This is a genomic window from Mesorhizobium sp. RCAM 05104 (assembly GCF_059683645.1).
The window spans coordinates 2,440,954-2,464,217 of sequence record NZ_CM185033.1; the positions used below are offsets into that span (position 1 = coordinate 2,440,954).

At 58.8% G+C, this 23,264-nt stretch carries 17 protein-coding genes and 6 pseudogenes; 7 read left to right on the forward strand and 16 right to left on the reverse strand.

Features of this window, described 5'->3' with window-relative positions; genetic code table 11:
* Positions 1 to 89: 89 nt before the first annotated feature.
* Positions 90 to 863 (reverse strand): enoyl-CoA hydratase/isomerase family protein, encoded by a 774-nt coding sequence (locus tag AC56QP_RS12115; RefSeq protein ID WP_489859542.1) that lies wholly within the window; start codon positions 861 to 863, stop codon positions 90 to 92.
* Positions 864 to 947: 84 nt separating this feature from the next.
* Here AC56QP_RS12115 and AC56QP_RS12120 point away from each other — a divergent pair, with 84 nt between their 5' ends.
* Positions 948 to 1,934, forward strand: a complete 987-nt coding sequence (locus AC56QP_RS12120; RefSeq protein WP_489859541.1) for a LysR family transcriptional regulator — start codon at positions 948 to 950, stop codon at positions 1,932 to 1,934.
* Between the two features lie 558 nt (positions 1,935 to 2,492).
* Here AC56QP_RS12120 and AC56QP_RS12125 read toward each other — a convergent pair.
* Complete coding sequence (locus tag AC56QP_RS12125; protein ID WP_489859540.1) at positions 2,493 to 2,717, reverse strand: hypothetical protein; 225 nt, start codon at positions 2,715 to 2,717, stop codon at positions 2,493 to 2,495.
* Between the two features lie 293 nt (positions 2,718 to 3,010).
* Between AC56QP_RS12125 and AC56QP_RS12130 the strand changes: the two genes are divergently transcribed.
* The gene (locus tag AC56QP_RS12130; protein WP_489859539.1) at positions 3,011 to 3,784 is read left to right on the forward strand and encodes a class I SAM-dependent methyltransferase; all 774 of its coding nucleotides are present in this window, start codon (positions 3,011 to 3,013) and stop codon (positions 3,782 to 3,784) included.
* A gap of 268 nt (positions 3,785 to 4,052) precedes the next feature.
* Here the strand turns inward: AC56QP_RS12130 and AC56QP_RS12135 are convergent.
* Positions 4,053 to 4,178: pseudogene (locus AC56QP_RS12135) on the reverse strand (IS21-like element helper ATPase IstB); the annotation flags it as partial.
* 456 nt (positions 4,179 to 4,634) lie between these two features.
* On the opposite strand from AC56QP_RS12135, the gene AC56QP_RS12140 reads away from it, so the two are divergent.
* Positions 4,635 to 6,005, forward strand: coding sequence for a DDE-type integrase/transposase/recombinase (locus tag AC56QP_RS12140; protein WP_497100549.1), 1,371 nt, complete (start codon positions 4,635 to 4,637; stop codon positions 6,003 to 6,005).
* Here AC56QP_RS12140 and istB read toward each other — a convergent pair.
* Positions 5,943 to 6,824 (reverse strand): IS21-like element helper ATPase IstB, encoded by an 882-nt coding sequence (istB, locus tag AC56QP_RS12145; RefSeq protein WP_489859566.1) that lies wholly within the window; start codon positions 6,822 to 6,824, stop codon positions 5,943 to 5,945. The genes AC56QP_RS12140 and istB overlap by 63 nt on opposite strands.
* Positions 6,821 to 8,083 (reverse strand): IS21 family transposase, encoded by a 1,263-nt coding sequence (gene istA / locus AC56QP_RS12150; protein ID WP_497101055.1) that lies wholly within the window; start codon positions 8,081 to 8,083, stop codon positions 6,821 to 6,823. The genes istB and istA (AC56QP_RS12150) overlap by 4 nt, the downstream gene beginning before the upstream one ends.
* Positions 8,084 to 8,347: 264 nt before the next feature.
* Here istA (AC56QP_RS12150) and AC56QP_RS12155 point away from each other — a divergent pair, with 264 nt between their 5' ends.
* Positions 8,348 to 8,884: a hypothetical protein gene (locus tag AC56QP_RS12155; RefSeq protein WP_497100548.1), complete on the forward strand. Its 537-nt coding sequence runs from the start codon at positions 8,348 to 8,350 to the stop codon at positions 8,882 to 8,884.
* Positions 8,885 to 9,220: 336 nt separating this feature from the next.
* Here the strand turns inward: AC56QP_RS12155 and istA (AC56QP_RS12160) are convergent.
* The 11 genes and pseudogenes from istA (AC56QP_RS12160) to AC56QP_RS12210 form a co-directional block, all read right to left on the reverse strand.
* Positions 9,221 to 10,015: pseudogene (gene istA / locus AC56QP_RS12160) on the reverse strand (IS21 family transposase); the annotation flags it as partial.
* A 232-nt stretch (positions 10,016 to 10,247) separates the two neighbouring features.
* Positions 10,248 to 11,903 (reverse strand): annotated as a pseudogene (locus AC56QP_RS12165) (MFS transporter).
* Positions 11,904 to 12,445: 542 nt separating this feature from the next.
* Entirely contained in the window at positions 12,446 to 13,618 is a 1,173-nt protein-coding gene (locus tag AC56QP_RS12170; protein ID WP_489859537.1) for a M20 aminoacylase family protein, read from the reverse strand.
* Between the two features lie 157 nt (positions 13,619 to 13,775).
* Positions 13,776 to 14,099, reverse strand: coding sequence for a M81 family metallopeptidase (locus AC56QP_RS12175; RefSeq protein ID WP_497109047.1), 324 nt, complete (start codon positions 14,097 to 14,099; stop codon positions 13,776 to 13,778).
* Between the two features lie 159 nt (positions 14,100 to 14,258).
* Complete coding sequence (locus tag AC56QP_RS12180) at positions 14,259 to 14,390, reverse strand: hypothetical protein (protein WP_489859535.1); 132 nt, start codon at positions 14,388 to 14,390, stop codon at positions 14,259 to 14,261.
* A gap of 257 nt (positions 14,391 to 14,647) precedes the next feature.
* On the reverse strand, positions 14,648 to 16,057 hold the full coding sequence (locus tag AC56QP_RS12185; protein WP_489859534.1) for a CapA family protein: 1,410 nt from the start codon (positions 16,055 to 16,057) through the stop codon (positions 14,648 to 14,650).
* A gap of 39 nt (positions 16,058 to 16,096) precedes the next feature.
* A complete protein-coding gene (locus AC56QP_RS12190) occupies positions 16,097 to 17,170 on the reverse strand; it encodes an ABC transporter ATP-binding protein (protein ID WP_489859533.1) in 1,074 nt (357 codons plus the stop codon).
* A complete protein-coding gene (locus AC56QP_RS12195) occupies positions 17,167 to 18,174 on the reverse strand; it encodes an ABC transporter ATP-binding protein (RefSeq protein ID WP_489859532.1) in 1,008 nt (335 codons plus the stop codon). Before AC56QP_RS12195 ends, AC56QP_RS12190 begins: the two co-directional genes overlap by 4 nt.
* 1 nt (position 18,175) lies before the next feature.
* Positions 18,176 to 19,057, reverse strand: a complete 882-nt coding sequence (locus tag AC56QP_RS12200) for an ABC transporter permease (protein ID WP_489859531.1) — start codon at positions 19,055 to 19,057, stop codon at positions 18,176 to 18,178.
* A 1-nt stretch (position 19,058) separates the two neighbouring features.
* Positions 19,059 to 20,000, reverse strand: a complete 942-nt coding sequence (locus AC56QP_RS12205; RefSeq protein WP_489859530.1) for an ABC transporter permease — start codon at positions 19,998 to 20,000, stop codon at positions 19,059 to 19,061.
* A 7-nt stretch (positions 20,001 to 20,007) separates the two neighbouring features.
* Positions 20,008 to 21,609 (reverse strand): ABC transporter substrate-binding protein, encoded by a 1,602-nt coding sequence (locus tag AC56QP_RS12210; protein ID WP_489863613.1) that lies wholly within the window; start codon positions 21,607 to 21,609, stop codon positions 20,008 to 20,010.
* A gap of 752 nt (positions 21,610 to 22,361) precedes the next feature.
* On the opposite strand from AC56QP_RS12210, the pseudogene AC56QP_RS12215 reads away from it, so the two are divergent.
* The 3 pseudogenes from AC56QP_RS12215 to AC56QP_RS12225 all read left to right on the forward strand — a co-directional run.
* Positions 22,362 to 22,466: pseudogene (locus tag AC56QP_RS12215) on the forward strand (IS110 family transposase); the annotation flags it as partial.
* A 160-nt stretch (positions 22,467 to 22,626) separates the two neighbouring features.
* Positions 22,627 to 22,773 (forward strand): annotated as a pseudogene (locus AC56QP_RS12220) (transposase); the annotation flags it as partial.
* Positions 22,774 to 22,895: 122 nt separating this feature from the next.
* A pseudogene (locus AC56QP_RS12225) lies at positions 22,896 to 23,188 on the forward strand (transposase domain-containing protein); the annotation flags it as partial.
* Positions 23,189 to 23,264: the final 76 nt, after the last annotated feature.

Sequence of the window (23,264 nt, forward strand, 5' to 3'; positions counted from 1 at the left end):
ATATCCGCGCTTGGCGGAATTCGTGGGTGCACCAATGACCGCGACGGAATGCGGCTCAAGGCTATTGCCTCGTCGTGACGCCCCATGGTCTATCTTCCTTCGAAACGAGGCGAGCGGCGTTCCGCGAAGGCCGTGACGCCTTCTGCCCAATCCCTGGTCTCCATGATTGCTAGCACGTCTTGGGCCTCGGTCCGAAAAAGGCTGTTGGGGCTTTGTGGGAAATTGATCGCCGCCTTGAGACGAGCCATTGGCAACGGTGCGTTCCTGACAATCCGCTCCACCAACGCGGCCGTGTGCTCCTTCATCTGATGCGCTGGCGGAGCCCCGGTTGCCAAGCCAATCTCCAGGCATTTCGCGCCGGTTATCCTGTCGCCCAGCAGCAAGAGACGCGCGGCATTCGTTAAGCCGATGAGCCTGGGAAGTCGGAGCGTCACACCTCCCCCCACATAGGTTCCAATGGCAACTTCGGGAAATCCGAGTTGGGCGTCCTCGGATATGACAAGAAAATCAGCAGAGGTCGCGATTTCCGCTCCGCCGCCTAGAGCATAGCCGTGCACCTGGGCAATTACGGGCGTCTTCATCGTCTGAATCCGCTCGCACACGCTCTGCCCGAGCATAATATAGGCCTCGCGCTCATCGCGCGTCCGTTCGCCGGATTTGTGGGCCTTCAGATCAGCACCGGCGCAGAAAGCCCGGCCGTTTCCGGACAGGATCACGCATCGGACATTAGGGTCATTGTCTGCATAATTCAGGGCATCCAACGTCTGTTGATATAGCGCTTCGTTGACCGCATTCATCCGTTCGGGGCGATTAAAGATAATGTGAAACGCTTGGTTTTCTTGCTTCGTAACGACTTCGTTCATGGATCAGTCCCCGGAAATGTTGCTCACTGCTTCGTCCAAAAACTATTGCGCGTCCAACAGTTTTTTGGCATAGATTAATCGCGAATGAGCAATAATACTATCACTCTCAGGCATTTGCGGGCGCTTGTTGCGATCGCGGAGCGCGGTGGATACACCGCTGCGGCCCGCTCCCTGAATATCGCTCAATCGGCTTTAAGCCGAACGATCTTCGAGATTGAGGAGGAACTGGATACCCGCCTTTTCGAGCGCACTACAAGGAAGGTCGTCCTTACAGCATCCGGCGAACAGCTATTGATGAATGCGCGCCGTGTTCTCGAGGAATTCGACAGCGCGCTGTCACGGTTCCAGCTTTACCATAGAGGGCTAGACGGAATCGTGAGCCTAGCTGCACTTTCGTCGGTTGCGTCCATTATGCTGCCAACGATCATTTCCGAATTCCGGAAAGCCAGGCCCAACGTCAGAATGGCGGTAAGGGATGGTTTCGCGGACGAGGTTGTTCGTTACGTGTCCGACGGACACGTCGATTTTGGAATCACTTCCTTCCCAAGGGCGAAAGGACGGCTGATCTACGAGCAGATCGCGGCGGATAGTCTGATGTGCATCTGCTCGAAATCTCACAGATTTGCGGGCATGGAAACGGTGTCCTGGAACGACTTGGCTGGCGAAGACTTCGTCGCGTTCGCTCCCTTGAGCAGCATTCGCACCTGTGTGGATCGCGCTTTGCAAATTGGTGAAATCCAACTCGGGACCATCACAGAGGCTCGGGACGTCGGCACGGTTGCGGGCCTCGTATCCGCCGAGCTAGGCATATCAGCGGTGCCTAGCCTTGTCCTGCCCATGATGCAGTTTTGTGAATTAACCCAGAAAAGGTTGGTGAGTCCTGTAGTCGAACGCGAGATCTATCTTGTCCACGATCCACAGACACCGATTCCTCCAGCCGCTGGATTTCTCATGGAAATGCTTCGGCAGGGAGCGATGCATGGATTCGGAATTCCGAGCGGAGCAAGATGGGTGAATGATCGTCCGATCCAACATCCGCGTAACAGTGTAGGCGCCAGTTCTCCTGTTTGAAGCGCCAACCACCTTCGACATAGGTGCCGCACGTGTTCGTGATTCCGACGTCATTTGATGTTGATTCCCGAAGTGACCTGGGACAGGGCAGTTTTCCAGTGTGAAGTGATCCATGGTTGAACCCACCCCTGCTGTCTGTTTGGAGGGATTTGGAATGATACACATGGATTACTGAGCGTTATCCGGAGCTTGCATCTGCGGGACGGACTGCGTATTCTGACAAAGCCGGGCCATCGATTCCGATTTGAAGCCGGCCAGTCATTCCGATTTCATTCCGGCCGGTGTTCCGATTTGAAGCCGGCTATTTTTCGGACTAATCCTGGGTCTGGTTAATGTTTGGGTTTCGTTCCGGTCAAGCTTGCGCTGTTTCAGACGCTCTTGGCGAGCGCTGTTTTCGCATGCTTTCCCCGGTGAGATCGATGCGACAGGCGTTGTGAACGAGGGGGTCCAGGCATTGGCCAGAGTTGGGTTTGCAATGATCTCGTACCAGCGATCCAGGGCAACTGACTGGTGACGATTGTCAATCGGCGTTCTTGCAGTCTCAAGCACATCACGCCGCTAGTCCACGAAGACATTGTCGCCCGCGGCGCGTTCTTGGCGCATCGTCGGAGAAAGCCATTGTTCGAAGCTGCGAAAGAGTTCGCAGGACCGGCTGTAGCCATATCCGTACGGCAAGATGGGCCCAAGTTCGGCTCTGTGCGTCGCCTGCTCCAGAACGCGGCGCACGGCCTGGCCGCGCATGATCATCATCTCGAGCTTCGCGATCGGCGTCGTATAGGCCATCAGGCAGACGAGTGGGTCTGGCCTTTCCGCATGCGGAAATGCGGCGGTGTAGTTGCCTTCGCATAACCAGCTGCGCGTTGCTCTACGAGCGCGCGTCCAACGCGAGATCCCGCCGGGCATCCCAAACGGCCAGATTATAAAGCCAAGTGGACACCAATATGAACGGTTCGCTCAACAGAACGTTACCAAACATTTGTACAACGGCTAACAAATATTCACAAATATTTCGCCTAAAAACCGCTCTGATCTGTGCAACAATGGATCGCAACAATCAGAACAATTAAGGAGCGAACATGGAAAAGCGCATGAACACCGATATGAGTAATTCCAATTCCCTGCCCGAGATTGAATCATATTTCAGCGAAGATCACTTGCTTCTGAGCGATTTGGTCAATCCGCCGGAAAAAAGTGACAGGGACGCAAGAGCAATTTGGGACCTTCTTTCACTTAAACAAGGCAGATCAGTCCTTGAAATCGGATGCGGTTATGGGCGGATTGCCAATCGATTGGCGGAAAGAGGAGCGCGGGTAACCGGACTGGATATCTCGCCGATTTTGCTAGAAAAAGCCAAAGCGGATGCGGCTGAACGCCGCGTAGAAGTTGAGTATGTGCTTGGCGATATGCGCTCACTACCCTGGCAAGATCGGTTTGACGCGGCTTTTTTGTGGTACACGACATTTGGCTATTTCGATGAAGCGGATAATGAGAGAGTGCTTCATGAAGCCGCTTCTTCACTTCAAAAGGGCGGGCGTCTGCTAATCGATCAGACCAATCGCTTCGCTTTGCAACGCGACGAGTCGCCTACCTACGATGTTTGGCAGCGTAACGACGATATAAAAATCAATATACTAAGCTACGATGCGCTAACCGATCGTGGAAACTCCGAAAGGATCGTAGTCCACGATGGATGCGTTAGACGAACGCGTTTTTCTGTCAGATACTATGGGTTTTCCGAATATGTTCGCATGTTGCGGAGCGCGGGGTTCGGGACTGTTGAAGCCTATGGGCAGGAGGGCGGAGAGTTCACATCCTGTGGTCCGCGCCTCGTGGTCGTCGCGCAGAAGTAAGTGGGCGTTCAGGGAGATGGGGATCGCTTTCTACAGTTCAAAAAAGCCCGCCGATGCCAACTGCAACCACCAAAGGTCAGCATTCCCACCTAAAGTCCCTGAGTAGCTCTCGAGCCACATTGTGGCCGGGCACTCCGCAACTCCTCCACCGGGATGCGAGGAAGCTCCGCACTAATACGGGCTTCTAATCGCGGCTCGGTGGTTCGAATAATGCGCTGCGTGTCGCTTGAAGAACATCTCGTCGATTGTCGTTTCGCACCGAGCGAGGGTCGCCGACGATCCTCGGTGGCTCATTCCGGCGCTTGATGCCGGTCGCCATGACCTCGTCGTATGCTCCTCGCATGCCATAGAGCTTCAACGTCCCCCTCAGATCCAGAACCTGCGTGCGTTCCATCAGCTTGCCCGCCTGAGGCTGTCGTAGCGGCGCAGTCGGCCTGCGGCATGCTGCAGGCGAAGAGCGTCTGGGGTGAGGATGGTGATGGCAGGCGTGGGGTCGCGCGGTCGCGCCGCCGCGCGAGAATGTGATGATGACGGCGGAGGAGCAGACGTTCTGGTTGAGCACTCCCTGGCAGACGACCTCCATGGCAACGATGCCGTCGGTCAGCACCGCGGCCCGGATCGCCACCATCTGCTGATCGCCGTCATGCGCCGCCTTCAATCTCCGCCGCACCCGCTCCATTGCGGATGCCAGAGTCCAGTCCCGGAACGGCGCGCCATTGCGCAGCGCACCGGGCTTGCGGGTGTCGCGTTGCCTCAAGGAAAATGTTACCGCGCGGGTTCGTTGCCTCACCTAAAATATTACCCGTGAAGGCGCATGTCGCCATGGTGCCTTCACCACCAGGGAGGCAACATGAAGACGAAGATGACACATGCCATGCGTATGGAACTGGCCAATGCGGTCAGGGATCGCTATGCGGCCGCGACGACCAAGGACAAGCGCCGGATCTTGGAGGAGTTCATTGCGGCGACGGGGTATCACGAAAAGTCCGCAATCCGTGTCCTGAACAGCCGCCCGGAGCCGAAGCACCGTCAGACCCGCCAACGCCCGTCGCTCTATGATGAGGCCGCTCGGGCCGCCTTGATTGTGCTGTGGGAAGCTTCAGATCGAGTCTGCGGCAAGCGCCTCAAGGCACTGCTGCCCATTCTATTGCCGGCGCTGGAACGCAATGGGCATTTGAAGCTCGAGGAGGAGATACACCACAAGGTCCTGTCGATGAGCGCCGCGACGATCGACCGCTTGCTCCAGATGCCAAGGCGCACCATGCGTACGAAAAAGCCGCCAAGGGTTATGCCAGAGCCCCGGCGGCGCATCAAAATGCGCACCTTTGCCGACTGGAACGAGCCGCTGCCCGGCAGCATGGAGATGGACCTGGTCGCTCATTGCGGGGAAGTCAACCGCGGTAGCTACGTTCACAGCCTGGTTCTGACCGACATCGCGAGCGGATGGACGGAGGCCGCGCCCATCGTGGTCCGAGAAGGTACCCTCGTGGTCGAGACACTCGATCGGATCCGCACGGGCTTGCCCTTTGCCCTGAGAGCGCTGGATGTGGATAATGGCAGCGAGTTCGTCAACAACAGGCTGATCGAATATTGCCTTGGTCACGGCATCGAACTCACTCGCTCGCGGCCTTACCGTAAGAACGACCAAGCGTGGATAGAGCAGAAAAATGGCGCCGTAGTACGGAAGCTCCTGGGGTATCGGCGCTTCGAGGGCTTGGCGGCGGCCAGAGCGATCACGCGCCTCTACGCGGCATCCCGGCTGTTCGTGAACTTCTTCCAGCCCTCGTTCAAGCTGGCTGCCAAACAGCGTGACGGTGCGAAGGTAGCTAAGCGCTATCATCCACCGCAGACTCCCTGCGAGCGTCTCCTGCAGGCGGAGGCTATCCCGATGGCCGCCAAGAGCAAGCTGCGCGAGATCGCCGGCGACCTCGATCCGCTGAAGCTGCTGGAGGAGATGCGAGCTGTCCAGGCTTATCTGGCGGCGCTGGCTGACGGCGAAACACCGCCACCGGCGACATCGGAACCGCCCAACCTGGCCGCGTTCGTAGCCAGCCTATCGAGCGCCTGGCATGCGGGCGAGATCCGTCCGACCTTCTCCATTGAGGCCTGTCAATACCGGGTGAACTTTCCTCAAAAGTGCCGAAGTAAAATTCCCCAATTATGCCGTCTCGGACGGCATGGAGAATTGGGTATTTTTCGGCGGCCGCCCTCGCGGCCGTGATGGTGGGGCGAAGGACGGTGGAGTAATCAGGGCTTTCGAACGGACGTGTTCAGGCATCAATTCGGCATGTTGGCGCAGCCTGTAGCTTGATCCTTCGATCTGAACGACGACGGCATGATGCAAAAGCCTGTCGAGAAGCGCGGTGGCGACCACGGCGTCTCCAAAAACATCGCCCCACTCTGCAAAGCCGCGATTGGACGTCAGGATCATTGCCCCTTTCTCGTAGCGGGCGTTGACGAGCTGGAAGAACAGGTTGCCGCCGCCGGCGATGACCGGGAGATAACCGATCTCATCGACGATCAGCAGACCTGGCCTGCAGAAGAAGCGGATGCGTTCTTGCAGCCGTCCCTCGCGCTCGGCCCTGGACAGCGCTGCGATGAGATCGGCAAGCGTACAGAAGTAGACGCTCTTGCCGGCTTTGACAGCCTCGACGCCGAGCGCCACGGCGAGATGGCTTTTGCCGGTTCCCGGCGGCCCGAGGAAATGGACGGCCTCGTGCCTTTCGACGAAACCCAGTTGCGCGAGCGTGAAGATCCGATCGCGATCGAGGGAGGGCTGGAAAGTGAAATCGAAGCCGGCGAGCGTTTTGATGGTTGCCAGCCGACCCATCCGCAGCGCCGTCTTTATGCGACTGTTCTCGCGCAGGGTCAGCTCTTCGGAAAGGAGAATGTCGATCGCTTCGAGTGCCGACAGCTCGCCATGCTCCAGGCGGCGGACAATATGGTCGAGCGCTTCAAGGGCACGTGGCATCTTCAAGCCGACAAGGTCATGGCGAATGCGGTCGATCATCGACGGCACGGCATCGAGAGCGGCGTTCATGGGCGGTTCTCCTGCGCCATGGCTCTGGCGACGGCGTCATAGAAGGCGAGCGGCCGCTGCGTGACCCGGTCTCCGGATCCATGAAGAATGATCTCGTCATTGTTGACGCGCGATCGCGATCGCGGCGGTGAGCGAAGGGTTCTGTGTCCTGGTTCGACGCGGCGCTGATGGCGACCTTCCAACACCGGATGGACAGCAATCAGCGCGCCGTCTTCGAAGATTCGAACCTCATTGGCCAAGGTGTGAACCTCGACGAGCCGCCTTCTGGTGGCGTCGGGCACGCTGTATGCGTTTCCACCGACACTCACCATGCCCTCTCGGGATATCCTTCGCTCAAGCCGCAGAACCGATCGGAACGGAGCCAGCGGCAAGGGACGCAGATGAAGGCGCTCTTCCGCGAAGGCCTCGACGACGACGCGCTGCGTTGTGGTGTGCACGCGCGGATTGGCAACGGCATCCAGCCATTGCCGCAGTTGGGTGTTAAGATCATCAAGGTTACGAAACGAGCGCGCCAGGAAGAAGTCTTCACGAATATAGCGAAATGGTCGCTCGACCTTTCCCTTCGTCTTGGCGCGATATGGTTTGCAGGCCTTTGGATGAAAGCCGAAATGGCGGGCGAGATCGAGCAGAGCACGGTTATAAACAATGCCGCCCGTTTCGCCTTCGCCGATGACCGCTGTCTTCATCCGGTCGTAAAGGATCTCGCGCGGGACGCCGCCGATCGCATCGAACGCCGCCGCGTGGCATCGCAACACCGTCGGCAGATCCTGATGCATGGCAAAGCGCGCCCAGATGAGACGGCTATAGCCCAGCACCATAGAAAACAGCCAGACGATCCTGGGGGTTGCCGGCTCGTCGGTGAAGACGACATGGAATTGGGCGAAATCCACCTGTGCCTGTTCGCCGGGAGCTGTTTCAAACCGAACTTCAAAGCCGGCTTCTGAGGTCGGACGAACGTCTCTGAGGAAGTCCGTGACGGTAGTGTAGCCACCGGCGTACCCACGATCCTTCAGTTCTCGCAAGAGCCGCCGACCGCTAAGGCCGGGATAGGCAGCAACCCGTTCACGCAGATAGGTGGTGAAGGGATCAATCACCGTCGCCCGCGGCTTTCTTGGTCCATAGGCAGGCGCCTCAAGGCCACGCTCGATGTATTTGCGGATTGTCTTTCGATCGACGCCGGTCTGCCTGGCGATCGCTGACACCGACAGCCCCTGCCGGTGCATATCCAAGATCATGACTATCTCCCCGAGTTTGATCACCGCCATTCCCCTCTCGACCATCGAGAGCAGTATCGGTGATGACGCGCCGCCGGTCCTCCGGGGCGCGCCCCGGAGGACCGGCGGCAACACTAGACTGAGGAAGATTCAAACGGCACTTCTGGGGAGTATTGATCCGGTATCGACAAGGCCAAACCGCGTTACCTGCGAAGTCTACAAAAGGTCTCGACACAAACCCTTATTGCGAGTCCCTCGCCGACGCTCAAACCGGTGATCCCACCCACTCCTCCCGTGACAGCCGCGAAGATGCAGGAGAAGCCGAAGCTGGTCTACGCCGAGCCTGGCCAAGCCCGCGTCCAGGCGCTCCGCATGGTGTGGCCGATCGTTTGTCGCCGATTGGAGGAATTCCCCAACATCAACGCCACGCAGCTCTTCGAGGAGCTGTGCGTCCAGTTTCCAGGTCGATTTACCCGCAAGCAGTACAAAACACTCGTTCGACGGGTCAATCTCTGGCGCCAAGCGGCTCGCGCCCGCGGTGTTGTCGTTGGGCCAAAGACTTATCGTCGGCTCAACGACAAACCGCGCGGCCGACGTCCCGACATCTTTAAGGACCATTGGGAAGAGATGGCACGATGCCTTGAAGAGCGTCCGGATCAGACCGCACTTGAACTTCTCGTCGAGTTCCAGGTCCGTTATCCCGGACGATACAGCTTGCACCAGCTTCACACGTTGCAGAAGCGAGTAAGGGCGTGGCGACAACAAGCCGTGCAGCGGCTCATCGGCGAAGTCAGCAGCCTAGCGCCGTATGTCGCTTCAGATTCCGCACGCCTGGCGAGCGGGTAACATTCTTGATGAGGCACTCGGTAACAAAATTAGGTGAGGCAACACGACATGCGGGCAAGGACCGGTATGCCAAGGATTGTAGAATGTGTCGCGCGCCCGAAGGAGCGGGCATACGCGGCGAGAGTGCGCCGTCCTGACCTGCCTTACAATTCGTTCTCGACCGTGCCGTGGCATTCTTATGAACGTTCGTCCGCTCCTCCGGGAATCACTGAAGCTGTGACAACCTCGCCTCGGATCGGACGGACAACCTATTTAAAACTCACATCTAGCTATTCGGGGATCAATGGCTTTGAAGGCCACCGGATTTATCTTTTTTAAGCGGGCGATGTGCGAATCTATATCATTGGGAAACATCGTAGCCGAGCCGCGTTCGTCCTTCCCCTTCGTGCCCGCCCGATAGGGCGAACAAGCCCGCGGCGTAAATCCCCAGTAGCGGGCAAAGGCGTGCAGTCGCACGTTAAACCGCACCTCCCGCGTCGTCGCATCGTGGTGTTCGACCAGCGCCTTCGGGTTGTCGAACAGTACTTCCGTTGGAACCCCGCCGAAGCGAAGGAAGGCTCCTTCCATCCCCTCGAACCAGTCCGCCTGGCGCTCCCGAAGCGAGGGACGGATATGCAGCCGACGCGAGTAACCCAGCGTTGCCACAAACAGGTGCACCCGAACACGCTCGCCGCCGATCCACGCCCGCGTGTCGCCAAAGTCGATCTGCATCTGATGTCCCGGCGCCGTCTCAAACCGAACCGTCGCGCGTTTCTGCGCCCTCAACTCCCGACGCCAACCCTGCACCCGAAGCTCCACCGAACGAAGCCCTATGACGATCCCATGTTCGCTCGCCAGTTCCTGGCGCACCACATCGGCGTTGCCGCCATGGCGAAAGAAGCGCTCCCGCAGCCAATCGTCCAGCCCGTCAAACGCCGTCCGCCGCACAGGCTTGCGAAACGGAACAGTCCCGCCCTCGCGCAGATACCGACGCACCGTGTTGCGCGCGCACCCGAATTCCTTCGCCAATCGCTTCGCTCCCCAGCCAAGCTCATGCAGCCGCAGCATCGCTGCCACCTCTTCAGGCTGAAGCATCTCCTCTCCCTGCAACGTTCTCGACAATGCAGAAGTCGCCGAAATCCCAGTCGTCATCCATGCCTCCTCTCATAATCGAGGGGGTCAGTTCGTCAGGGGTCAGTTTCTCAATTCGACCGACAGCGCCATCAGATTATCCGATGACCGACGAAGGTAGCCCGCGTGAGGCCGCCACGTTTCCTCGATACTTGGCGTCAGTTCTGGGGTGTAAAAGAATGCCCCTGGTTCTGTTGGGACTGAGCACGACCTTGTCAGCGAGCAAGCGAACCGAATCCAGGTCGCAACTCCGTCAACGGTTGGAGAAAATGGGGGACGTTTGATCGGCTTTTCTAGCGGGGCTTGTTGGTCGCTCGATCAATAGCGTTACTAAGGCGGAAGCTCTCCCGCGTGCAATTGGAAGACGCGTTTGTCCAGTTCCTTGTCTGCTTCCGTGAGACGATGGTTTAGGCGAAGGTAGTCGGTCCAGGTCGGCGTGCGGAAGGTCTCTGTCCATTCCACAGGCTTCTGCAGGTTGCGCTGGAGCGTCCAGTGCCGCGCACCGACGCGACTCTGTACGTGCCGGCGCTCGCGCATGACGTCCAGGAAAGCCTCGACATTTTCTTCGCGTACCAAATACTCGACCTTGACAGCGATGGGACCGCTTCTCGGCTTCAGATTGAGGTCCACTGCCGGGGCGTCGAATTCATCCAAAGGATCGGGCTCGGATTCGCGGCGCTCGCGAAGAGGAAACACGGCTCCGGCTGCAGCGACCAGCAACAGAGCTCCCGCGGAACCCTGCAGCGCCCAGACCAGGGAATGGTTCTGGGCCACCGTACCCCATACCCAACTGCCGGCCGCTATGCCGCCATCTACTAAAGCATAGTAGATCGAGATCGTGCGCCCCACGACCCATCGTGGGCTTGCCAACTGTACGCTCACGCCAACCCCGGACCAGGCGGTGACCCAACCCGCGCCGCCCAAGGCGAGCGCAATCGCCGCCACGGCAATCGAAGAGGTCAGCGCACGGGAGAGGGAGCATGCCGCGCAGGCGACGCAGGCGAGCGTCATCAGCCGTTCTTGAGACAAGCTCCGTCTGAATAGGGTATTGGAGATACCGGCGAAGACAGCGCCTGTCCCGAACCCGGCCATGAGGGTGCCATAGGCGAGAGGCCCTCCTCCCAACTGATCGCGGACAACCAGCGGCAGCAGCGCGAGTATGGCGATGCTGGCCAGGCCAAAGAGGGTTCCCCGCGCGATCGCCGCCTTGATTTCCGATGACATCGCCGTGAAGCGCAGCCCGTCATAGATCGCCGTCCTCATCGACTCACGCGGGAGCGGTGAGGAGCGAACCTTCCACTTGCAGCGCCATATGGTGGCTAGGGGGACCAGATAGCTGAGCATGGTTACGGCGAAGGCTGTCAGAAGGCCAAACGAGGCAACCACGATGCCGCCGAGTGCCGGGCCCACGGTCCGTACAGTGTTGAAGCCGACCGAGAGCAGGGTAACGGCAGCGGGAACGTCGCGTCGGTCCACGATGTCGCCAACCGAGGCTTGCCAGGCGGGATCGTTGAGAGCACCGCCGCATGCAATTAAAAAGCTGAAGCCGAGGATCATCCACGGGTCGGCAAAGTCCAGCGCCACAGACGCGGTCAACATCGCAGATGCTATCGCCATTAGGCACCGCCCGGCGAACATGACCCTGCGACGGCTGAAGTTATCGGCGATGGCCCCGGCGAAGACAGACAAAATGAACGCGGGCAGGTTCGCTGACGCCGGTACCAGCGCAACCATAAGATCGGAGGTCGAGATTGTGGCCATCAGCCAGCTAATGGCAACAGATCTGCATCAACCAGCCGAGACTGGAGACCTGCGTGGCGAGCCAGATGGAGCGAAAGGTCGGGTTCCTGAGCGGCGCAAACGTCGCTGGCGAAACTGATTCCGCGCCGTCACCCGCGACATTGCTCATTCAGTCTGACTCTTGCTCATGTTTCATTGTCACATTCTTCTACAGCCCGAAGCTGCCGCAATTCAGCTGAAGGATCGGACAGCGACTAATGTGCGCAGACACTCAGCAAATTGAATGCCCGGCAGGAGACTAAGCTCTCTGCCGGGCCGGTACGCCTTGGGGGGTCGCGTAAGTCGGTATCTTTGCGCATCAGTTCTAAATCGCGTTTTGCCGCTCTGGCAGGATCTGCAAGACGTGGCAGACCGCCGTCGGCGAGGTGGAAAATCCGCGCCTCCTTGTCCTTGTTGATGGCGACCATTCATGCCGGCTACATACTGGACGGCGCCAGCGACGTCGCAGGCAGCAGCGTCGAAACTGCCTGATGTGGGGCTATAAACAAACGGACTCGTCCTCGAAAATCATGGCCAACCTCGGTCCTCGGCGCGTAGGGCGTAAGGGATGGTTGTCATGCAAGCACGATTCGCGAGCGGTCATAACTTTTCTCCTGAATACTTCGCGCAAACACGTCGGGAGCTCGACCAACAAATGGGTCGAGCTCCAACTCAAATAGGCAACACCGTCTGCACCAGGTTGACCCAATAGCCGATGCCATAAGTCAGGGCTTCGTCGTCAAAGTCATATGCCGGGTTATGACACTGAGCCGTCGGTCCATTGCCAAGGAAAATGTAAGCGCCCGGCCGCGCCTCAAGCATGTAGGCGAAATCCTCTGCCCCAATGCTTGGTTTGATCTTCTCGTCCACCGATGCATGCCCGACGAGGCTGCGTGCCGCCTTGATCGCTAAATTGGTTTCCTCCGTGTGGTTGACAGTAGTCGGAACGGATCGAAGGTACCTGAACTCGATATCTGCGCCGAACCCGCGCGCGATACCCTGAGCGGATGCCAAAATCTCTCGTTCGGCGAAGTCTCGCAGGCCGGATGCGAGGGTCCTGACGGTTCCGGCGATTTCAACGCGATCGGGAATAACGTTGTAGGCCTGTGCCGCGCTCAACTTGGTGACGGAGATCACCAGCGACTCCCTAGGATCGGTCTGGCGCGAGACCAAGGTTTGCAGACCCATGATGATCTGTGCTGCAATGACGACGGGATCGATGGTTCGATGCGGCGCGCAAGCGTGGCCGCCCCTGCCCTTCACGATAATGTCGAAGTCGTCCTGCGAACCCATGATTGGGCCATGGCAGATGGCGAATTTGCCGACGTCCAAGCCCGGCCAACTATGCATGCCGAAGACTTGGGAGATGCCGAAACGGTCCATAATTCCTTCCTGGACCATCTTATACCCGCCCGACGGGAATTCTGGCTCTTCTGCAGGCTGAAAAATCAAAGCAACAGAGCCCTTGAACTTGCGCGTAGACGCCAGGTATTTCGCGGCGCCCAGCAACATGGCTGTATGACCGTCATGGCCGCATGCATGCATTATGCCTGGATTTTTCGACGACCAGGGTTTGTCTGACGCCTCATCGATGGGCAGGGCATCCATGTCGGCTCTCAGCCCGATCGTCGGCCCGTCTCCGCCTTCGCCTTGGATCAATGCGACGATGCCGGTCTCGGCTATCCCCGTTTCGATGTGATTGATGCCGAACGATGCCAATTTCTCGGCCACGAACCTCGCTGTGTTGTGTTCCCGAAAATCGAGCTCTGGATTTTCATGGAGATAGCGGCGCCACTCGGTCGCCTCGCGCTGCAGATCCCCGCCGAAAGCTTCAACGCTTCTCATGTTGCATTAGCCCTTTTTAGACACATTCCGATGAGCCGTTTCGATACCCTTTTCCAGCCGCGCTCTGCGTTGAAAAAGGACAGCGGGATGAATTGAATCCCTTTTTGAGCGCGGGATGACTATCGAACGTCAATTCATCACTTCGTTCAATCGAGAATTAGAATTCTTCGTCCAATACAGAATGATGCATGACGGAGAGAGATTTGCGCCAAACTGCGTCGGCTGCTGAAATGTGGATTGCAAGAACACCGCAGTGTGAAATGAAGTGGTCAGTTTGTGAGACCCACTTGGGACCTGCGCGTGGCGATGACAGTGCGGGGACGGATCTCGCCGCGTAGGGCGCGGTCGAGTAGTTCGGCCGCTTGCCATAGGTGCGCACGGCGATCAGCGCCGAGGCGTTCGTCGCCATCTTCTGAGTGACGTTGGCGTGCAGGTCGAGCGTGACGACGATCGGCGCGCAGGTCCCGTGTATGGCGCGCAACCGGCGAGGATCTCGCCTTTTGCGTCCTCGCAGCCCTCAGCGAGCATCGCACCGTGCAGGTTGATGAGCTCGCCATTGCAGCCCTTTTGCGCCTGCAAGGAACCAGGCACAGAGCTGCTCAAAAGTTTCCTCCGTCACCGTGCCCCAGGGTGGCGCTAGCTACGAGCGGATGAGAGAGCCGAATTTCTCCGCCGCCTCGAACGCCGCGCCCAGCGCGGTGTGTGTGCCCCGCCGCGCCAGAGGGATCTCGTCGCCCAGCAGCAATGCCAGAGTCCGGAAATGCTCGAGCATGGTGGGCACCTTGCTGAAGGTGTTTGCCTCATGTTCAATCTCGCCAGTGATGATGCGTAGTTCACGGGATGGGTCCGGATTACAAAGCGATGGAACAGCAGTTACGGTGCATCACCTGTTGACGTCATGTCATCCCAAGTACCAGGCTTCGAGTGCCGTTGGTGGGCAGAGCCCACGTCTCGCTGCCAGACGGGCTTGGCTAGTGCCGTCCTGCGCGGAGTTCAGCGAGCTGACTGCCATACCTCGCGGCGCAATTGTTACATGCCCCGCTGGGTCGGGATTGGCTGCAGTCGGATCAGTCCAATATCGTTCTCGATCTCGATACCGGTCCCGAATGGTTCCGAGAGCTTCCGCAGCCGCTCCAGAATAGCTCTTGCTTGCTGTCCCTGAGCGAGACGCGGCACGCCTCGGTTGGCAAATCTTTTCGAACGACCAAGTTCGATCGGATACAGCCGCAATTCCGCAAGCTGGTTGCGCTCAAAGCGGCTTACGGTCACGATGCTTTCATAAAAGGAAGGGCCGGATTGAGAGCCAACAAGTCCTTCTGCTGTCGGATACCCCTTTGCCACCTCGTCGATCGTTACCTCGGCGTCCGTGTGAACTCTTGGATCCTTGTCGTATTCATCGAACATGTCAGCGCCGACCGGGGTCCGAAGGTCCTGGCAGAAGAAATTTCCTAGGCTGTAAAAGATTGGCCTTCCTTTGTAGATTTCGATACCGCGCAATACATGCGGCCCGTGCACGATATATGCGTCCGCTCCGGCATCGATAACGCGGCGCGCAAACGGTTGTTCATAGTCCGGCGGGTCCAGGCTCCATTCCCCGGGCTCGTGCCCGTGATTCGTAACGATGCAGAAATCGGAGAACTGTTTGCCCTGACGAACATGTCGGAGAATGTTATCGACGTCACGCGGATCAGCTTCAAAGCTGTAACCGGCTTTGTTTCCCGGCTTGTACCTCACTCCGCCAAGCACGACCTGATCTGGCCGCTGTTCTGCAGGCCGGTCGCCCGGTAACGCTTCACGTACCCGTTTCAAATCCTCAAGCATCTCTGGTGGAACCACGATACTATTCGTCAGTCGAAGGGCATTCAGGCCTGGTCTCCCGGGTGCCTCACCAGCAGGATCGCATGCACGAGACATACGCGAGAACGTGGTTGCAAATGATATCAACGCCGCACAGCCACGAGAAGTCTCCATGAAGCGAGCCGCGCCGGCCTGAGAAAGATTCTCCCCTGCACCTGCATGGACGATGCCGTTCTCGTGGAGTATACGGCTCGTCTCGCGCATACCTTCAAGGCCCCAGTCTAGTGTATGGTTGTTCGCGCGACTAAGCATATTGAAGCCCATCGCTTTCAAGTCAGGTCCAAGCTCCGGGGCGCTGATGCAATATGCACCGCCATACTCCGCCTGTGGGCATCCTTTGGACCAAACATCCAAGATGTTGGTTTCCAGGTTGCCGAAAGTGACATCGGCTTCATGAAGGATCTTGACGAGCTCACCGAACCCAGGATGTCGCCCCTTGGTCACTGGTCGCGCATAGAGTAGGTCGCCAACTGCTGCCATTGTGAAGCCGTCTTCAACGTTTGTGGCAATTGAGCCGACCGTATCAAAGCCACCATCCTGATGGATTGGATTGCGACTGTTCTCGTACGAATCTCTCTCCATATGATCTCCTACTGTTCGCCAGTGCGAATTTGACTGTCGCTATACTTGGATTTTCCGATTCATTAGGATCGGGTCATGAGGCTGAGCCACATCCATAAGCGAATGATCGCCCGCTTCGGCCAGCTGGACCGGGATCTCTGTCGCCGGAGCGCGGACATGACAGGCCACGACGCGCCCATCTGCCATCGGCACCAAAGGCGGCACTTCGATGCGGCAACGCTCGACAGCGAGTGGACAGCGCGGGTGGAACGCGCACCCGCTCGGCGGATTGATGGGGCTTGGCACTTCGCCCTCCACCGGCGCTGCCAACCGAACTCGCGTGGGATCCGGCACTGGCGCTGCTGCGATGAGCGCCTCGGTATAGGGGTGGACCGGCTTGGCGAAGAGCGCTTCGCATTGAGCGAGTTCCACGATCCGCCCCAGATACATGACCGCAACGCGATGGCCGATATGCTCCACGACGCCAAGGTCATGTGAGATGAAGACGAAGGCGATGCCCATCTGTTGCTGGAGATCCAGAAGCAGATTCAAGATCTGTGCCTGTACGGATACGTCAAGGGCTGACACCGCTTCGTCGGCGATGATGAGCGAGGGCTGGAGGGCCAGCGCCCGAGCGATGCCGAGCCGCTGCCGCTGGCCGCCCGACAACTCGGACGGGAGCCGGTGCATCATCTCGGGCGACATTCCGACCTTCTGGAGAAGGTCCGCAGCAAGCGCGTTGCGTTGCTTCCGGCTGAGACGCTCAAAATTCTCGACGGGTTCGGTGATGATCTGTCCGGCGGTAAGGCGGGGATTTAGCGACGAGTAAGGATCCTGAAAGACCATCTGCATCCGACGGCGCCACGCGTGAAGCGCGTCCTTTTTGAGGCCCGCAATATCGGTTCCGTCGATCAGCACGCGCCCGCCCGTCGGCTCCACGAGTCGCATCAAGAGCCGCGCGACAGTCGACTTGCCGCAGCCGGATTCGCCGACGATGCAGAGCGTCTCGCCCGCCTCGACGGAAAAGGATACATCCTCCACCGCCCGGATCACTGGGACTGTCTTCTTGAAGATTCCCGAGCCAAGCGGATAATGCTTGGTCAGATTCGCGACTTTCAGCAGAGGACCATTCATGCGCCCATCACCTCTTCGGCGCGCCAGCAAGCTGCGGCATGGCTCAACCCGACATCACGCAGGGCGGGCGTCTTCTCGCGGCAAATATCGATTGCGAACGGGCAGCGAGGAGCAAAGCTGCACCCGACTATGGGCTCGCGAAGACTTGGGACAATGCCGGGAATTTCTGGAAGGCGTCGCTGTCGGCCGCGCCGCCGGTCAGGCACCGATCGCATGAGGCCCTGAGTGTAGGGATGCGCGGGACACGCAAATAGATCTATCGCGCTCGCTTGTTCAACGATCCGGCCGGCATACATGACAATGACGCGTTGGCATGTCTCGGCTACAACGCCCAGGTCATGCGTGATGAACATCACGGCCGTTCCCGTGCGCTCTTTCAGATCGACGATGAGCCGCAGGATCTGCGCCTGGATGGTGACGTCGAGCGCGGTCGTCGGCTCGTCGGCGATCAATAGTTCCGGTGAGCAGGCGAGTGCCATAGCGATCATGGCACGCTGGCGCATCCCGCCGGACATTTCGTGGGGATAGTTGTTGACGCGAAGCTCGGGATCCGCGATGCGGACGAGACGGAGCATCTCTTCGGCCTTGGCCATGGCCACCGATCGGGACGCTTTTGTGTGGATCTGCACCGCCTCGGCGATCTGGCGGCCGACCGTATAGACGGGGTTCAGACTCGTCATCGGCTCCTGGAAGATCATGGCAATCTGGTCGCCGCGGATCTGTCGCATTTCCCGATCGGACAGCTCAAGTAGGTCGCGTCCGTGAAAGTGGATCTCGCCGCCGACAGTCCTGGCGGTCAGCTTCGGCAGCAGGCGAAGGATGGAGAGGGCGGTGACGCTTTTTCCGCACCCCGATTCGCCGACGACGCCGAGCGTTTCGCCTTTCTTCACCTGGAAGCTGATGCCGCCCAGGGCGCGGGTGACGCTCTCTTCGCCGTAAAAGTGCGTTTCCAGATTTCGGACATCGAGAAGCAAATCGTTCCCTGCGGTTTGGTGCATCTGCATGTTAGCGCCTCCGCTTGGCGCGGGGGTCGAACATGTCGCGCAAGCCGTCCCCGAGCAGATTGACGGCAAGGACCGTGACGGCAAGCCCGATACCAGGGGCGAAGATCGTCATTGGAGCGATAGCAAGATACAGGCGAGAACTCGAGATCATGTTTCCCCAACTCGCAATCTCGGGTGGCACGCCAACGCCCAGGAAGCTCAGCCCGGCCTCTGTCAGAATCGCATCTGCGCAGACTATGGCGCTCTGGACCATGAGGGGCGCAATCGTGCTCGGGAGGATGTGTCGCCAAAGCACCCTCGGCAGGCGTGCGCCTCCACAGACGGCGGCCTCTACGTAAGGGCGCTCCCGAACACTCAGAACCACCGAACGGACAAGCCGCGTGATGCTTGGCATCTGGGGGATCGTGATGGCAACGATGAGGATGCCAATCCCAGGGCCCGTTAGGGAAATAAGGGCAATGGCCAGCAGAATCGTCGGGATCGACATGAGGCCGTCCATGACCCGCATGACAACGTTATCGAAGCTGCGGATATAGCCGGCGATGACGCCGATAAGAACGCCACCCAGAACCGCGCCGGCCGCCGCCGTCAATCCCACCAAAAGTGAGATCCGGGCGCCGAACACCGTTCGTGCAAAGACGTCACGGCCCAAATTATCGGTCCCGAACCACATCTCGGCTGAGGGCGGCTGAAGACGTTTGAATGGATCCATGTTCAGTGGATCGCCGGCGTAAAGCGGCGCCGCGAGTGCTAGAACGATCAACAGTGCCAAGAGGCCGCCGCCTATCACGACCAGCGGATGCCGCCTTGCCAGACGGGGAAGATCGGATATTCGCAGGCGGCCCGTCGGGACGTATTCAACTGGTGCGGACAATATTGTCATATCAGTACCGGATGCGGGGGTCGACCAGGGTGTAGGAAAGATCGACCGCGAGATTGATTAGGACGTACAGGCCCGAAACGAGGATGAGGACGCCTTGAATGATGGGATAGTCGCGGTTGTTGATCGCATCGACCACCAAACGACCGATACCGGGTACGTTGAACACCGTTTCCGTGATAACGACGCCGCCGATCAGACCAGCGAAACTTAAACCGATCACGGTGAGGATCGGCACACTCGCATTTTTCAGTGCGTGGTGGAAAAGCATGGCATAGGACGAGGCGCCCTTGGCAGCGGCTGTTCGCATATAATCTTCCGACAGAACTTCGAGCACGCTCGCCCGCGCGATCCGGGCGATGAAAGCAATGTAGGGAATGCTCAAAGTCACGGTCGGCAGGATCAGGTGCACAAACCAAGACCCGAGGCCGTTGTCGATCGGCACGTATCCCTGGACCGGCAGCCACCGCAGACTGATAGCGAAGAAGTAGATGAGAAAATAGCCGACCACAAACACCGGGACAGAAAAACCAATGGTCGCGAATGCCGTCATGATGCGATCAACAAGACCGCCAGATCGCCACGCGGCGAGGACGCCGAAGGAGACCCCAATCGTCACCGAGAGGATCATCGTCAGGATCGAAATGGAAATGGTCGGTTCAAGCCGCTGCGAGATGAGCTCGAGAACCGGTCTTCCGGCAAAGATCGAGGTGCCGAAATCGCCGCCGAGCATGTCCCGCACCCAATGCATGAACTGAACCGGCATAGGATCGTTCAGTCCCAGCTTCTCGCGGATGCCGGCGATCATCTCCGCCGTGGCCGACTTGCCGGCGATCATGTCAGCCGGGTCGCCGGGCGCCAGCCTGACAAGCAGGAAGACGAAGATCCCGACCATCGCCATGACGGCGATGGCCGAGATCAACCTGCGCACAATGTAAGCGGCCATTACGTGCTCAGCCCTTCTGCATGTTCCACATTGGCTCCAAAGCCGGCACGCCGATGAGGCCTGTGAGGGTCTTACGGCGCGCGATTGGCGAGACGCTTTGACCTAACAGAACCTCGGGCACATAATCCCACCATATCCGCTGCATCTTGCGGGCCAGTGCCTTGCGCTCCTCGAGCGTTTCGACATCCGCCCATTTGACCCGAAGAGCCTCATATTCGTCGTTCTGCGGCCAGCCGAACCAAGCTTTTTCGCCATCCATGGGCAGGCTGACCGCGGTGATAACATTGCCGAGGGTCACCTCAGGTTCGCTCGACATGAAGAGGCTCCAGCCTCCGTCCTCAATGGAGCCCTTTTTCGCGCGGCGTGCGACAACCCCACCCCAGTCGCTCGGGGCAAGCTCGGCATTGACCCCGATCTTCCGCAGCTCGGCCGCCAGGAACTGCGAGCCATCGTTGCTCGGCGCCCAGTCGGTGGCCTGGAGAATAACGACCTTCTCGCCGGCATATCCGGCCTCCTTGAACAGTTTCCTGGCCTTTTCCGGGTCGCCGCCCTTTTTGAACCACCCCGTATTTTCGTCGTTGGACACCGTCGTGTCGTTTCCAAACATCGAAGTAACGATGTTTGTGTATTTCGGGTCGCCAACCGCGGCGCGCAACATCGCCTCCTGATCGACCAAGTGCAGCAGCGCTTGGCGTGCCTTCACGTTGTCAAACGGCTTTTGTAGACAGTTTATGCGCATGAAGAGGTCTTGGCCCCACTTGTCCAGAACCTCGAGTTCCAGATTGGGATCGCTCTCGACCACTGGATAAAATTGGCTCGACAGACTCCCAAGGAAATCAACCTCACCTGCCTGCAAAGCCGCAAATGCAGTTTGCTCATCACCGTATAAACCGACTTCCGCGATGACACGATCGACCTTTACGACCTTTCCGCCAGAGAATCCGTCTGGGGCCTCTTTGCGCGGTACATATTTGTCATTGCGGTCGTAGGTGAAGCTAGCGCCCGGCCTGGCAAGAGCATGATTGAACTTCAGCGGACCCGATCCGATATTGTCGGTCGCCTGCTCCGTTGGAGCAAGATTCGCGTCCTTCTCGCGCATGATGAACGGGCCGTCGTCACCCAGGATGTTGAGAAGAACCCCCAGCGACTCCCTGAGAACGATGGTGAAGGTCTTGTCATCCTTCTTCGAGATATCCTTGGCCCGAGCCATAAGCAACTGGCCGCCGGGAAGCACTTGGCCCCACCGACGGATTGAGGCCACACAGTCCGCAGCGGTGACGGAGGTGCCGTCGTGCCATCCAAGGCCATCCCGAAGCTCGAAGGTATAGGTCTTCTTATCGTCGGAAACGTTCCACCTGCCCACCATCTGCGGCTGCGAGACAAAATTGGAATCTACGCCGAACAGCGTGTCGTATATCGCAAGGGCATGGGTTCGGGTCCCGTCACCCGTCGTAACAACCGGATCGAAGATTTGAAAGTCCTCCAATACCATGCGGACGGTCCGGTCGCGGCTCGGTTCTGCTGTCTGCGCCCGCAGGACGGAAGGAATTGATAAAGCCGTTCCGGCGGCGATGCCTACCTTAACAAAGTCGCGTCGAGAGATCGTCATGTTCCAGTTCCCCTTTCGAGTTAATGGCGCGGTTGATTCGCGCGCCTTGTTTTGGGATTTGTCGTCATCAGAGTTGGCTCGTTTCTTACAAGGCCTGATCGGGTGGCGGCAATTTGCAAACGCTACCACCATGGAGAGCAGAGTTTGTGCCAAAATGCATCGACTTCTGAAATGCAGGCCCCACAAAGCGGCGTGGTCTGAAATGTCTTTACCTCCGCGAGCCGCCCCGGGGCAGTTCGTCTTCGGTGGCAGACGCACGAGCCCTAAATTAAAACTAGAACCGGTAACTTTTCGAGGGCGCGCGTTCGACGGAGCGAACCGGCCGAACCTTTTGACCGCCACAAGTCGGGCAGAAAAAGGCCGATGCACGAGCAATCGATTTCTTCTGCGCACGGCATTGTAGCCCTTGCGCTTTTCCATGCCGTCGGCCTCGGGGATCGCGCCCGTACCGAAGCCCATCACAACGCGAGGCCCCCCTCGTATCGGATGTATTCAGCCTAGCGCGCATTCAGCCCCGGCACGAGCTGTGCCCGGCGATCGCTGATATCTCGCAGTCGACGTGGTTGGTCGGGACAGTGAAATCAGCCTCCTCCTGAACAAAATGGCCGACCTCGACCAGAGACGCCTTGTAGCCTCGATGCCGTAATGGGCTAGCGCTCCTCTGGTAGCCAGGAAGGTGGCTGTCCCTCAGAGTGATGATGTTGAAACGGGGTCCGATTGTGTTGGCCCCAAGCATCAAGCGAGGGACAACCATGGACTATTCTGCAGGAATTAATGTGTTGCTGGAACTAAGCAGTGTTTGCGTGGTCGATTCATCGGGCAAGATTGTACGTGAGACGAGGGTTGCGAGTGAACCGTAAGCACCCACATGGCCTCATGTTTCGCGGATCGATGAAGGGCGCGACACTCTCGTGATGATTTTCACGGGAGGTTTGTTTGCAGTCTGCACCCAAGTCCAGACCTGGAACATTTACAGTCATCGAGGCGGTGCGTGATCGTCTCGACGAGAGCCCGGCGGTGCTGCGCCGTCGCTGGTCGGATGAAGCAAAAGCGCGGGTTCTGGAAGAGGCGATGACGCCGGGAGCGAATGTCTCGGCGGTGGCGCGAGCGCATAGGGTGAGGCCGCAGCAGGTGTTTGCGTGGCGGCGCAAGGCGATCCGCTCCGGCGCCATCGCGATCCTGCCGGCAAAGCCGGAGGTCCAGACGCAGAGCTTCGCGCCGGTGGAATTAGCTCCTGGTGATGGTGATCGTGAGAGCGGTCTGGAGATCGTCATCGGCGACGCGACGAGGCGATCCGCTACGCCAGGAGCCGCCGCGAGGCACTTGAAAGCTTTTTGCACGACGGTCGCCTCGACATCGCGCCATTCGGCCCCAGACAATCACTCGCAAGAATGTGCTCTTCGCCGGATCCGACGGCGGCGGGCGGACATGGGCGACGATCGCCACGCTGCTGCAAACTGCGAAGATGAACGGCCTCGATCCGTTCGCCTGGTTCGCCCAGACTCTTCAGCGCATCGCCGCCAGCTGGCCCCACCGCGATCTCGATCAGCTCCTGCCACTCAACCAGCACGCCGGCTGAACGGCCACGGCTGGGCTACGAGTCAGGCGGAGATCATCGAGGTGTCGAGGCTGCGATGTCGGAGTAGATCAGCAAT

Coding starts and splice junctions, on each gene's coding strand:
- AC56QP_RS12115 (WP_489859542.1), bottom strand. CDS start 863: ATGAACGAAGTCGTTACGAAGCAAGAAAACCAAGCGTTTCACATTATC.
- AC56QP_RS12120 (WP_489859541.1), top strand. CDS start 948: ATGAGCAATAATACTATCACTCTCAGGCATTTGCGGGCGCTTGTTGCG.
- AC56QP_RS12125 (WP_489859540.1), bottom strand. CDS start 2,717: ATGGCCTATACGACGCCGATCGCGAAGCTCGAGATGATGATCATGCGC.
- AC56QP_RS12130 (WP_489859539.1), top strand. CDS start 3,011: ATGGAAAAGCGCATGAACACCGATATGAGTAATTCCAATTCCCTGCCC.
- AC56QP_RS12140 (WP_497100549.1), top strand. CDS start 4,635: ATGAAGACGAAGATGACACATGCCATGCGTATGGAACTGGCCAATGCG.
- istB (WP_489859566.1), bottom strand. CDS start 6,824: ATGAACGCCGCTCTCGATGCCGTGCCGTCGATGATCGACCGCATTCGC.
- AC56QP_RS12155 (WP_497100548.1), top strand. CDS start 8,348: ATGCAGGAGAAGCCGAAGCTGGTCTACGCCGAGCCTGGCCAAGCCCGC.
- AC56QP_RS12170 (WP_489859537.1), bottom strand. CDS start 13,618: ATGAGAAGCGTTGAAGCTTTCGGCGGGGATCTGCAGCGCGAGGCGACC.
- AC56QP_RS12180 (WP_489859535.1), bottom strand. CDS start 14,390: ATGCTCGAGCATTTCCGGACTCTGGCATTGCTGCTGGGCGACGAGATC.
- AC56QP_RS12185 (WP_489859534.1), bottom strand. CDS start 16,057: ATGGAGAGAGATTCGTACGAGAACAGTCGCAATCCAATCCATCAGGAT.
- AC56QP_RS12190 (WP_489859533.1), bottom strand. CDS start 17,170: ATGAATGGTCCTCTGCTGAAAGTCGCGAATCTGACCAAGCATTATCCG.
- AC56QP_RS12195 (WP_489859532.1), bottom strand. CDS start 18,174: ATGCAGATGCACCAAACCGCAGGGAACGATTTGCTTCTCGATGTCCGA.
- AC56QP_RS12200 (WP_489859531.1), bottom strand. CDS start 19,057: ATGACAATATTGTCCGCACCAGTTGAATACGTCCCGACGGGCCGCCTG.
- AC56QP_RS12205 (WP_489859530.1), bottom strand. CDS start 20,000: ATGGCCGCTTACATTGTGCGCAGGTTGATCTCGGCCATCGCCGTCATG.
- AC56QP_RS12210 (WP_489863613.1), bottom strand. CDS start 21,609: ATGACGATCTCTCGACGCGACTTTGTTAAGGTAGGCATCGCCGCCGGA.